A 12,781-nucleotide genomic window follows, 5' to 3' on the forward strand; every position below is an offset into this window, starting at 1 on the left:
CACCGTTCCAGCCCATATCTGCTGACCGGTAAGGCGCAGGGACCACTACGTTGCCCAGTTTTAATCGCACAGCATTCCAGCTCAAAGCTTGACGAACGGCAAGGCGGCAAAGCTGATCCATCCTTACTTGATTTCGTAAGGAATGCGGATCTGCTTGTCAGCAGTTTCTTCCCGATCGCTGAATAAGAGGCTCACCGTCGCCGACCCCATCTTTTCGGGGAATAAATTGACCGAATGGAGATTAGCATCGGTTAATCCCGCCGGCAAAGAATGATTGTAACTGACTACTGGGAAATGACTCGCCACGTACTGTTCACGCAACAAACGATAGAACTCGATCGCGTTGAAATCATCGGTCGCCATGATACCGTCAATCTCTGGATGATGTTCGATAAAGGACTGCACGTATTCCAAATCATTCAACTTGCAGGTCAGTGGCTCAACGTTAAATTGCGCTGCCACCCGCTCGTAACCCTGACGTCGCTGTTGTTCATAGCCCCAATTGTGTCCTGATTCGACGAAGACTGGATGCTTAACGCCCAATTGGTCCAATAAGAAGCTGGCACCACCGATCCCTGCCTCCAGATTATCGTTGTCCACAAAATAATCGTCATGCCCGTCAATGGGTTCGCCGATGGTGACGAAGTGTAGATGTTTTTCACGCAAAAAGGCCGCCACCGGGTCTGCTCGATGGACATACAACAGAACAAAACGTTTGATCTTCCCCTGAGCGACCATCGCCTTAACGTTTTCTAGGAGGTCGTCAGCGGTCTTACTAATCGCCACCGACAAGACGTACTGACGCTTCATCAATTCGGTGTTAATGCCGCGCAGCAGGTCAATGTAGAACGGATTATCAGTTGAATTACGATCTGAAGTGGGAAAGACCACCCCCACCGCATTCGCCTCACCGGAAGTTAGATTTTTAGCGTTATAGTTGGGCCGATAGCCCTCGGCCGCCGCCAACGCCTGAATACGTTTGCGGGTTGCCAAGCTAATGCGCGGATTATTATTCAATGCCCGGGAGGCTGTGGAGACCGAAACGCCCGCCTTGGCGGCAATATCACGGATTGTTAACATCTTTTCGAAAGCTCCTTATGCACTTAACAGCAGTGTCTTCTTGACACAAATCTTACCATACCTGAGAGGCGATGAAAACTAGTCTCACCGTAAATCAGCATTAAATTGGTCTATCCGACTGCGTCAGGGCAGAAATTGGCCATCTTTAAAACGGGGTCATGGGCATCATTCTCTCTCACTACAACAACAACGACCAGCACAAGTCAAAATTGGTCTAGTTAAAATTCAAGCGACATTAACCCCGGACAACGCAAAAAAGCCTCCTAATCATGAGGCTTTTACGCTTGTCGTTCTAAATTAAGAATGGGGTAAGGCCGCCCCGCTTCGTCAACGGCCGCGCGCGAAATAATCTGAAACCCTTGGCGTTGATAGAAGGCCAACGCCCCCGGATTTTGCTCATTCACACTGACCGTTTGAATACCCGGCTTACGCATGAGCGCGTGAAAAATGGCTTGCCCGTACCCGTGCCGAAAGTAAGGCGGATCCAGGAATAGCATGACCAACTCGGTACCGGCTGTCCCGGAAAAACCCACGGTCTGGCCGGCCACCTGCCATTTATAGAGGTCCACTTGACCAAAGTACTCTGGCAAATGTCGTTGGATATCGTCTCGATCCGCTGGCGATAAGAAATGATGCGTTGCCTGCACGGAACGCGTCCAAATCGCCGCTAACTCAGCATAATCGGCCGGGGTTGCGGCTTGTGGCGTCACTAACATTGTCGTTCAACTCCTAAGCTTTATTTTTTTCACGATGACTGTTCAGTCCATTCGCTGGGTTCAGCGGCAGGGTCGTCACAAATTGACTCCCTTGAGGGTGATTGGCCTTAACCACAATATTGCCGTGGTGCAAGGCCACAATCCAATGGGCAATCGACAAGCCGAGTCCGTTGCCGCCCGTCTGCCGACTGCGAGAACTGTCCACCCGATAGAAACGGTCAAAGATCCGCTGCCGCTCCCCGTCTTGAATGCCAATGCCTTGATCGGCCACGGTAAGCTGCCACTTCCGCCCCACCAGTTTAGCTGAAACGGTAATCGTGCTGCCCTGCGGAGAGTATTTCAACGCGTTATCAATCAAGATATTCATTAATTGATGAATGAGATTCTGATCCAGCGTGGCCCGGAAGTCTGCCATGGACGCGAGCTGCAATCGTTTCCCCTGACTGGCCGCAATCTCCGTATAGGGCTCCACCGTCCGTTGTAAAAATGTCGCAACGTGAGTGGCTTCAAAATTCGTCTGCACCGTATTGGAATCCGACCGTGCCAGTGCCAGCAAGTCCTGCGTCAGCTTCTGCAGCCGTTGACTCTCACTATTGGCAATCGCGATATTTTCCGCTTGATCAATGATTTTATCATTGGGCTTCGTCAATAACAACTCCAACTTGTTTTGAATAATTGTCAGCGGCGTTCGCAACTCGTGAGCGGCGTTTCCGACAAATTCCGTCTGGCGCCCCCACGACTTGAGGATTGGCCGCATCGTCAGCCGAGACAGCCAGATGCTCATCAGAATTGAGATCAACCAGAAGATCCCCATCGTCATGAGGAGCACGCGGGTAAAGTTACTCATCGCCGCTTTTTGGGGATCAATATTTTCCATCAAGAGTAGGTACTTCCCCGCGATCAGCTTATCTGGATTCTTAGCCGGCACCTTGACCAGCAACGTGCGGAAATTATACTTTCCGCCCACCTGAATGGTGTGCAACTGTCCCACCTGTTCTTTAGCCAGCTTAATGTGTTTGAGCGTGTCATAGCGTGAGCCCAGTTGCGCCCGATTAATGATTTTTCCATTCTCGTCAAACGTGAGCGTCGTCGTCATGAACGGATGAATCGTCCGTCCCGGCTGGACGCGTCCACCTGGCTGTTTGCCCTGGGCAGCTGGCTTCTTGGCGCCTGGCGCATTATTCAACCGTGCCGAGCGTTCCACCCGTAAAGCCTCGTCCGTGCTCGTCAACATCGCATTACGAAAGAGCACAAACACAATCACGCCCAGCAACCCGAAAATCACGGTGAACCCGATCAGATTGTTGATGAATAATCGCCACTGCTGAGCCCGGTTAACCCTATTGCTCATCAGGAGCCTCCACAATATAGCCTGCGTTACGAATCGTGCGGATTGACAGGTCACTCCCCGCGTTTTTGAGCTCCTTACGCAGATTACTCATATAAACTTCAACAACCGACAGACTTGTCTCGGAGTCAAAGCCCCACAGCCGGTTAAAGATCTGTTCCTTGGTAATAATTGTACCGGGATTGGCGACCAGATACGTTAACAAATCAAACTCGCGGCCCTTCAAGGTCAGAGGTTGGCCGTTAAAGGTTGCCAAGTGTTTGCTGGTATTGATCGCCAACTGACCTAGGCTAATGACATCCGTGCTGTTCAAGTGACCCGTCCGTTTCAGCAACGCCTTCATCCGGGCCAATAACTCCTCACGGTGAAATGGCTTGGTCACATAATCATCCGCGCCATCATTGAACCCTCGCAGTTTATCAGCAATAGTATCCTTCGCCGTCAGAATCAGAACCGGCGTTTTAACTTCCTTATTACGAATGTGGAGCAGCAAGTCCAAGCCACTCTCACCCGGTAACATCAGGTCCAAAACAATCGCATCGAAGACGTCTTGGCTAGCCAGAAATTCACCCTGTTCCCCATCAAAGGCCGTGGTGACGTCACAGATTGGCTTGATTAACTCCACAATGTCCGCAGACAATTCACGTTCATCCTCCACGACTAGTACTTTAGCGGTCGCACTCAACGGGCATTCCTCCTTTTAAATAATCAGTTTAGTTTTAATTCTTCAACATAGGCAGCGGTGTCACCAATGTCGGGTTGGGTCGACACCACCTTTAGCTAAGATTATAGTCTACTTCATGAACGATAACGTAACCTTAAGTTATTTTTACTTACCAAAGTCTAAGTTTATTCGAAGTTTAGCTCATTCTTTACCGCAATAGCTTCAATTTAAGGTAAACTTTTATCCAAGTACAGAGAATGTTATCCTATTAGGGTCAGACATTTTGATTGTCATCAACGGAGGGGTTTTCATGGAGCAACATCACAACGCCTTAGCGCAAGTAAGGGTAAGTCGCTGGGTGTATTTGGGGGCATTTTTAATTCCGCTGGTCATCATGTGCGTGGTCTTCTGGCAACTGAAGGTCACGCCCTTTGGCAAGCATAGTCTGTTAATTAGCGATACCGGCGCACAGTACATTCCCATTCTGGAGTACTTACGCTCAACGGTATTGCATGGACAGTTCCACCTGTTTTCATTTGCTTTGGGGACGGGCAGTAGTATCGTGCCATTACTGACGTACTACGTCATCAGCCCGTTTAATCTATTGATCTTTTTCTTTCCAGCGGCTCAGTTACCGACGGCCGTTGCTTGGATTGTCATCTTAAAAATTGCGACGATCGGCCTGACAACGGCGATCTTCCTGCGTCACGCCTTTCTACGGAGCGGCTGGTCACTGTTGCTCTTCTCAACGGCCTTTAGCCTATGTGGCTTCGTCGCCATGTATTTCTACGATATCATGTGGCTCGACGCCTTAATCTGGTTGCCAATCGTTGCTTGGGGACTCCATCGGCTCGTCAGCACCCACCATTTTGGGCTGTACACGGCGGGACTAACGATTACTATTCTGTCCAACTATTACTTGGGTTACATGACCTGCCTATTTTCGGTTTTGTATTTCATCTATTTGATCGTTGAACATCAGCCAGCACCCACGCCGTTCAAGGAAACTTGGCGGATGCACTGGCCGGCCATTCGGCAATTCATTTTCGGATCGTTGCTCGCTGGTCTCATGTCGATGGTCGTGCTCATTCCGACGGCTCTGGGAATGCTCCAGACCGGTAAGAGTAATTTCTTCCTCGACAACTATTTGCCGATGCCACTCTTCGGTCCAGAAGTCCTCGCCCAATTCGGCGTCGGTACCGGCGATTTCCGTTCACACCTGTACCACGCGCCGAGTCTATTCATGGGGACGTTAATGTTTCTACTACTGATCGTCTACTTCGTTTCACCCCGGATCAAGGCCGTGGAAAAGAAGCGGACGATGTGGTTGCTGATTGCGATGGGGTTAAGCCTATTTGTCACCGTCTTCAACACCGTCTGGCACATGTTCCAACAACCAGCCGGCTTTCCATTCAGAAACGTTTACTTCTTCACTTTTCTGGCATTGATCACGGCTTATCGGGCTTGGCAAACCCATCCGGATCAGACCATGAACGATCCTCAGAAGATCTTGGCATTGCTCTGGGGGGCCAGTCTGTTAACGATCGGCTTCATCTCGGCCCAGTTCATTCCTAAATGGTGGAATCACTTTATGCCGAGCTATAACAATGAGCTCTATGCCAACAGCCAACCTAATTTCCACCTGCTCTGGCTGGCATTGGGGCTCTTGTTACTCAACACCATGCTGGTCTTCATCACCGAGTGGCGACCGATCCGGATCGGGTTGATGGTTCTGATTATTTCCGGTGAATTGGGGAGTAATCTCTACCTGGCCTCACAAGGCATGGACTTCGGTTCCGAAACGAAATTTGAAAAATACTTCAAAAAGGATTCGGCCCTGTTAGACCGCATTGACGCGTCGTCTACTAAGTTTAACCTGCATCGGATAGACTTCCTCCATTCGACGATTAGTAACGCTTATACGGGCCCGTATAACCACTACAATGACCCGCTGATGATGGACTACGCTGGTCTCAGCTCCTACTCGTCAACTTTGGATGAACAGTCGCGGGTCTTCCAACACGACCTAGGCTACTTCAGTCAAAACGTCCGGCGGGTAAGCGCTCAGGGCTATACACACCTGACGGACACCCTGTTCAGTGTGAAATACCGGCTGAATGCCGACAGTCCCCACCCCGTCACTAGGCTGAATTCATACGCCGGCTTTGGATTTGCGGTTCCAACCAAACTCGCAGATATTCAACTGCGCGATCAGGCGGCCCTCTTCAACCAGCAAATGATTCTGGACGCACTGGGGGCTAAGCCCGACACTTTGGCCCGGGCCACAACCCTAGGCGTGAACACGCGCAAGGCAACTGCGGCCGATTTGAATCGGGTAGCGGCAAAGAACAGTCGGCGAAGTGGAGCCCGCTACGTTCAGACATTCAAGCTTCACGTGAATGCCACCGGGCTACTCCACGGTTATTCACCTTCTGCCAATATTATCTACTCCAGTCTGCTGGTCAACGGCAAGAAGGCCAAGCCGCTCATCAACGCCGATGGCACCCGCTACGTCTTCAAGCTTGGACAACATCAGAAAGGCGAAATCGTTAAGGTCAGCTATGTCACGACACGTCCACAGCTGGGCTACAGCAACGAATTCGTTTCGCTCGATCAAGCCAAGTACGTGGCTTTGGCCCAGAGCCTCAAGCAACAACGCTTCAAGCTCAGCCGTAAAAGTGGCGTCACGTGGTTATCTGGTACCGTACGGGGCAGTGCCCAACGCCGCCTTCTCTACGTTTCCATTCCGGATACCCCAGGCTGGCACGCTACCGTTAACGGCAAGCCGGTTAAGATCCGGTCAGTGATGCATGCCCAATCGATTGTTCCGGTAGTGCAGAACTTCCGGGGAATGATCGGCGTACCCATTCATACGGGTAAGAACCACGTTGTCCTGACCTACACGACGCCGGGCTTGAAGATTGGCGCCATTCTAAGCGCACTGGGAGCGATCATCTTTGCCTTCCTAGTCGTTGCGGGCGAATGGTATCGGCCATGGAAGCAACGCCGAGAACGTCAATCGAAGTAATCCATTTTTCAGTCAATTAAAAGAGCGTCAGGAAGTGAAAACTCACTCCTTGACGCCCTTTTTGCTGACTCAGTTAAAAATCGAAAGATAATTATGACCAGAAAGAATAAATGACTGGAAAATAGTCCACACCAGTCACCTGCGGCTGGCAGAGATTCCGCTTGCTGTGGGGACCGCCTACGGCCTGAGAAGCGGTCCTCTGGCTCGGTTTGAAACCTGACCCAAACCGTCAGTTTCCAAACACGTCCCACGCTGTAAGCCGAAAATCGGCTAACACCGTCGACACAGCTGGCTCCATCTCTGCCCTCCTCCGGTTTTGATTGTGCTTTACCATGACATTATCTACTTACCATTTTCGGTCCAATTGATAGCGACTGTGGCAGTCATCACCGTAGTCAACTAAGAACACTGTATCCGCTGGCAACGTATGAGTACTACCAAATTGCTTCACTTTAGCTAGAACCAGTATTTTGAAACTTGCAAACTTAGTTGATAGCTTCAATGTAGCCGTGAGTGAGTCAAACTTGAGCTCAGCCGTGGGATTTACCAAGTGGTTCTCTTGGTAAATGGCACCTTTGAGACGCGAACTTTTCGGCTCAAAGTGAGGCTCGAGACCGCTCTATGGCTCGGGCCGTCCTCCCCACAGCGCTCCAGCTCAAAGCTTGACGAACGGCAAGGCGGAATGAACCGCCATTGTTGCTGGCCAAGTATGACAAGCACTTTTGAGTTTTCAGTCTTTAGACTACTCAGTTGGCCGGACCTTTGATCGGTCGATTTCTCCCTTGTGCGCGCGATCCATGGTCACTCGCAATAGGAATGGCGCAATCAGCGTTGCCACGATAATGGCCGCCACAATCGCCGAATACCGCACCGGTGACATCAACTTGGCCGCGTACCCAATTTGCGCAATGATCAGCGCCATTTCACCACGGGAGACCATCCCCGCACCAACGGCGGTTGAGCTGACCCACGAGAAGCCAGCCAATTTGGCACCGCTGCCGGCACCGATTAGCTTGGTCAAGACGGCGACCACCGTCAAGACGATGATGAAGCCCAACTGTTTGCCTAGACCATTAAAATCCATGTTTAAACCAATGCTAACGAAGAAAACGGGGATGAAGAGTGCGTAGCCAATCGGTTCAATGTGCCGATCAACTGTTGATTTAGCGCTGGTCTGTGAGATGGCAATCCCTGCAAAGAACGCCCCCACAACGTCACTCAAACCAACCAATTCGGCAATGTACGCCATCCCAAAGCACAGGATAATCGCCATTAGCGTCTGTCCCATCGGAATCATCAGACGATCTCCAATCTTCGCCATGTACGGTGCTAACCACCGCACGACGAAGTAAATCGCCGCGAAGTACACGATTTGTTCAATCGTCGTCAGGACCAGATTACTGGACGCAGCCGCGCTATCACCGACTGCCGTTCCGGTCGTGGATACCAACACACTCAAGATCACCACGGCCAGCACGTCATCGACCACCGCAGCCCCCAAGATCGTCGTTCCTTCACGACTGTTAAGTGCGTTCATTTCTTTCAATACTTCTACTGAAATGGAGACGGACGTAGCCGCAAAGATCACACTGATGAAGAGACTCTCTACGACGCCGAGGTGATAGAACATCCCCACGAGGTAAGTCCCCACGACTGGGATCAATACCCCCATCAACGCAACCAATACACTTGGCTTCAGGTAGCGTTTCAACAATTGCAAATCACTTTCGAGACCGGCAATAAACATTAAAATAATGACACCTAATTCAGCATAACTTTCCAATACGTGAGTAGGGTTGATCCAGCCCAACATGGCCGGACCAATCACCACCCCCACTAATAATTGCCCAATCACGGCAGGAATCCCGATCCGGGTGCTGTAATGGCCAATAATTGTTGTTGCTAACAGAATCAACGTTAAATTTCTTAAAAGTTCCACAAGTAGCCTCCTTGGTTGACTGATAATTGACGACGATTGCCTTCCAATTCTCCGGGCAATCAAAAAACGACCGCTTCAAAAGAGTCTCCCCAACCCAAGGGAAACCTCATTCTTGAAAGCAGTCGCTTCAACCATCTCTAATTTTACTAGTTCATATTATACAGAAAAGCGACGGCCACCGCAACCCAACCGCATCAGGACGGCTATTTCAGCCCCTCAACAAAATTATAACTACCCGCAACTTGCGAATCGTGTTAAACTAATAACGATTGTGAGGTGACGCGTGTGAAGTGGTTAGAAGCTAACTTAGTCGTAATTTTTTGGGCCGTTATCTTTGGTGAAGTCATTGGTTATATCGTTGGTGCCTTGAAAGAAGTCACTTACGATCCAATGACCATTGGCGTTACCATGGCAGTGGTAGCTGTTATCGCCGTCAACGGGATTACGTTACTCGGACGGAGCGACGTCAAATCTGCTGGAGATAAATAAGCGCTCACAGGAACACGATCTTAACAACCGACCTTGGCGGATTTGCCAGGGTTTTTTTGTGGCCATTTTTTTGCGTGGCCTTCCTGAAAAACCGCAACTGGTAAGGCGCGCTTTCTCTTTGACAAAAGGAGGGTGAGACCCACATCTCGCCCTCCTTTCAGCTTCAATTTTAACCAAGTCACCGACCAAAACGCGATTCAGACGCTAAGTCCAGTCTAGACCTCGCGCGCATCCTCCGCCCGAATCTGGTTCTTAATGGCATTCATGTCCTGATCGAGTTGGTGAACCAGCTTGGCCTTGGCGATAAGCTCCTGCCGTAACTCCTCTTGATGTTGCACGTTCTTCTTATAATTCAACTCATGTTCCAGTGACGCCCAGAAATTCATCGCAATCGTTCTGATCTGAACCTCTACCTTAACCGGCTCCACCCCAGCGTCTAAGTACACTGGTACCGATAAAATAAGGTGCAGGCTGCGATAACCATTCGGCTTAGGATGTGTAATATAATCCTTCCGTCGCAGGATCTGAATATCCGGTTGCTTTTCCAAGCGGCTCTCCATCGCCAAGATGTCGTCTTCAAACCGTACAATTACCCGAATGCCCGCAATGTCATGCATCTCACTCGGCAACGTTCTGAGGTCCAGCTTAAAGTGTTTGCGCTGAACTTTTTCTAAAATGCTCTCCGGCGTCTTGATCCGGGACTGTAAACTATCGACCAGGGTGTGCCCGTGCAAAATCTGATATTCCTGATCTAAATACTCAATCTTTGTCCGCACCACTTTCACCGCACTATTGTAATCCAACATCAGGCGGCGAAACGTATCAACCGCAGCCAATGAGGTTGGATCCTCAATAAATTGAACTGGTAAATTCTCGTTAGCCATCATAATCCTTCCTAGTTACGCATTTTTCTGCCGAAATTGTCGTATCTCGGGAACCACCCACCACAACAGCAGGAAGTTTAACAGCAACGTGATCGCTGTAAACGTAAATACACCATTATAGTTGAAGATATTAGCGACGAAACCGCCCAGTAAGGAGCCTAACATGCTGCCCAAAGCCTGAAAGGATTGATTCCAACTGAAGACGGTCCCCGTTAATTCCTGGGGTGAATTCTTAGTTAGCATTGCCTGAACTGCGGGGAACAAGGCGCCGTCAGAAATCCCAATCATGAACCGCAAAATTCCGAGCAACCAGACGCTCGTGACGAATCCCTGTGGGAAATACATCAGCACCGCAAAAATATAACCAAAAATCAGGACGCGGCTGGTCCCCCGCCGGTCCCCGTACTCGCCTAGTTTGGGAGCCGCCATCAGCGTTGAAATCCCTGGTAAAGCCGCAATGATCCCCGCGACCAGAGTAATTGGTCCGGCATTGCCCATCAGTTGCTTCACGTACAAACTGATAATTGGCGTAATCGAGTTATTTCCCATCTGGATAATCATCGTCGAGACCAACAGAACCACGATGAGCTTAGGTCGTTTCATCTGTTGTAGCCAACTACCCGACTGGTCACGCTGGTCCCGAGAAATCGGCGTGAAGTGTTCGTGAACCATGGTGGCGCTCAAAAAGAACACAATGATTAAAAAGATCCCAGTCAGAATAAAGGTCCAGCGAATTGAAAAGACTTCCGCAAGAATCCCACCCAAGACGGGGCCAATCAGGTTACCACTAACATAACCGGTCGTTAGAATCCCTAAAGCATTGCCACTCTTCTCACGTGGCGTCTCCGCAGCAATCAGCGCCGTCGCATTGGGAATGTATCCCGCGAAGAAGCCCTGTAGAAATCTTAGTGCAATGAGTTGCCATACGTTGCTAACAAACCCCATGAGGCCAATGACAATCGCCATCCCAAATGACGACCGCAACAGCATGATTTTTCGGCCCTTAGTGTCGGCCAGCTTGCCCCACAGCGGCGACACCAGCGCAATCACTAAGAAGGTGACCGCATACGTCACCCCACTGTAGATGGTCAATTGCCCCTTCGTAAAGGTTCCTAAATCATCGACATATAAGGATAAGAAAGGCATGACCTCACTAAAGCCCATCCCTGCAATAAAAGTCCCTAACCACAGCACGGCTAAATTTCGCCGCCATTGTTCAGGTTTTCGTGTGCCCACGGTGTCATCGCCTCTTCATTTCTCTAAAATCACATTAATTACTAGTGTAGCATAATTCCCGGTATACCGCCTTTAAGCTGCCTCCAGAATTTTTTTGTAAATTTTTTTAATAAAAGGGTTGGAATTTTGATGGTTTTGTTTCATAATAGGGGACAAGCATGTGACGTTGTTCACGTACACTTTTTGTTAACGGTGCTTAAATACACCGCTCACTTGAATTTCTTTGTGGCTTCATTTGAGATGTAACAAACACATGACGCAGATCACAAAATTTTTGGAGGTAATACAAATGGCACATCGTTTAGATGGAAAAGTTGCAATCGTTACTGGTGGAACTCTCGGAATTGGGTTGGCTGTTGCTGACAAGTTCGTTGCAGAAGGCGCCAAAGTTATGATCACTGGACGTCACAGTGACGTTGGTGAAAAAGCTGCTAAGAGTATCGGCGGTCCAGATGTTATCCAATTCTACCAACACGATGCTACTGATGAAGCAGGCTGGGTCAAGTTATTTGACGCTACCGAAAAAGCCTTTGGCCCTGTTACCACTATCGTTAACAACGCCGGTATGGCCGTTAACAAGAGTGTTGAAAACACGACGACTGAAGAATGGAAGAAGCAATTAGCCGTTAACTTGGATGGTGTCTTCTACGGTACCCGTCTTGGTATCCAACGGATGAAGAACAAGAACCTCGGCGCTTCTATCATCAACATTTCTTCTATTGAAGGTCTAGTTGGTGACCCTAACTTGGGTGCTTACAACGCTTCAAAGGGTGCCGTTCGGATCATGTCCAAGTCAGCTGCCGTTGACTCTGCCTTAAAGGACTACGACGTTCGGGTTAACACTGTTCACCCAGGTTACATCAAGACGCCATTAGTTGATGACCTTCCTGGTGCTGAAGAAGCTATGTCTGCTCGGACTAAGACGCCAATGGGCCACATTGGTGAACCTAACGATATTGCCTGGATCTGTGTTTACTTAGGTTCTGACGAATCCAAGTTCGCTACTGGTGCAGAATTCGTCGTTGATGGTGGTTACACCGCTCAATAAACCAAATAACTGTATAAGAAAAAGCCGCCGACAATTGTCAGCGGCTTTTTAGTTGCGTTCCTTAAAAGTTGAACGATAAAATGCCTACCTCGCTCCAGTATTGGTAAGAATACATACCGTTAAATTGGTCGCACTCCGGCTTCGATTGTGATTTACCATGACAGTCGTTGGCGTTTTCAGTCTAACTATTAACGACCGTAACAGTCATTATCTCAGTCGCTTAAAGATTCTATATTAGCCGTGAGGTCGGCAGATATGGGCTCAGGCGCGTCGTTCTACTTAGTCAGTAAGTGAATTGCTTACTGGCTTAGTAGAAAACCAAGCTTGGAGACTCGGCACTTTCGAGGCT

Annotated in this window: 10 protein-coding genes; 3 read left to right on the top strand and 7 right to left on the bottom strand. The window is 49.5% G+C overall.

Annotated elements, in window-relative coordinates; translation table 11 throughout:
• Positions 1-123 precede the first annotated feature (123 nt).
• The 4 genes from HF569_RS10795 to HF569_RS10810 form a co-directional block, all read right to left on the bottom strand.
• Positions 124-1,080, bottom strand: a complete 957-nt coding sequence (locus tag HF569_RS10795; RefSeq protein WP_168902429.1) for a LacI family DNA-binding transcriptional regulator — start codon at positions 1,078-1,080, stop codon at positions 124-126.
• 278 nt (positions 1,081-1,358) lie between these two features.
• Positions 1,359-1,796, bottom strand: a complete 438-nt coding sequence (locus HF569_RS10800; protein WP_168902430.1) for a GNAT family N-acetyltransferase — start codon at positions 1,794-1,796, stop codon at positions 1,359-1,361.
• Positions 1,797-1,809: 13 nt separating this feature from the next.
• The gene (locus HF569_RS10805; protein ID WP_168902431.1) at positions 1,810-3,147 is read right to left on the bottom strand and encodes a sensor histidine kinase; all 1,338 of its coding nucleotides are present in this window, start codon (positions 3,145-3,147) and stop codon (positions 1,810-1,812) included.
• Positions 3,137-3,829: a response regulator transcription factor gene (locus tag HF569_RS10810; RefSeq protein WP_168902432.1), complete on the bottom strand. Its 693-nt coding sequence runs from the start codon at positions 3,827-3,829 to the stop codon at positions 3,137-3,139. Before HF569_RS10810 ends, HF569_RS10805 begins: the two co-directional genes overlap by 11 nt.
• Positions 3,830-4,118: 289 nt before the next feature.
• Here HF569_RS10810 and HF569_RS10815 point away from each other — a divergent pair, with 289 nt between their 5' ends.
• Positions 4,119-6,836 (top strand): YfhO family protein, encoded by a 2,718-nt coding sequence (locus tag HF569_RS10815; protein ID WP_168902433.1) that lies wholly within the window; start codon positions 4,119-4,121, stop codon positions 6,834-6,836.
• Between the two features lie 742 nt (positions 6,837-7,578).
• Here the strand turns inward: HF569_RS10815 and HF569_RS10820 are convergent.
• Positions 7,579-8,775, bottom strand: a complete 1,197-nt coding sequence (locus HF569_RS10820; protein ID WP_168902434.1) for a cation:proton antiporter — start codon at positions 8,773-8,775, stop codon at positions 7,579-7,581.
• 285 nt (positions 8,776-9,060) lie between these two features.
• Here HF569_RS10820 and HF569_RS10825 point away from each other — a divergent pair, with 285 nt between their 5' ends.
• Positions 9,061-9,264, top strand: coding sequence for a YjzD family protein (locus tag HF569_RS10825; RefSeq protein WP_168902435.1), 204 nt, complete (start codon positions 9,061-9,063; stop codon positions 9,262-9,264).
• A gap of 215 nt (positions 9,265-9,479) precedes the next feature.
• Here HF569_RS10825 and HF569_RS10830 read toward each other — a convergent pair whose 3' ends face one another.
• Together HF569_RS10830 and HF569_RS10835 are read right to left on the bottom strand one after the other, a co-directional pair.
• Positions 9,480-10,148 (bottom strand): GTP pyrophosphokinase, encoded by a 669-nt coding sequence (locus tag HF569_RS10830; RefSeq protein ID WP_168902436.1) that lies wholly within the window; start codon positions 10,146-10,148, stop codon positions 9,480-9,482.
• A 15-nt stretch (positions 10,149-10,163) separates the two neighbouring features.
• A complete protein-coding gene (locus HF569_RS10835) occupies positions 10,164-11,384 on the bottom strand; it encodes a multidrug efflux MFS transporter (RefSeq protein WP_168850355.1) in 1,221 nt (406 codons plus the stop codon).
• A gap of 289 nt (positions 11,385-11,673) precedes the next feature.
• Here HF569_RS10835 and HF569_RS10840 point away from each other — a divergent pair, with 289 nt between their 5' ends.
• A complete protein-coding gene (locus HF569_RS10840) occupies positions 11,674-12,432 on the top strand; it encodes an SDR family oxidoreductase (protein WP_168850356.1) in 759 nt (252 codons plus the stop codon).
• Positions 12,433-12,781 lie beyond the last annotated feature (349 nt).

It is taken from the genome of Levilactobacillus tujiorum, from assembly GCF_012641185.1.
In the GTDB taxonomy this organism is placed as follows: Bacteria; Bacillota; Bacilli; order Lactobacillales; family Lactobacillaceae; genus Levilactobacillus; species Levilactobacillus tujiorum.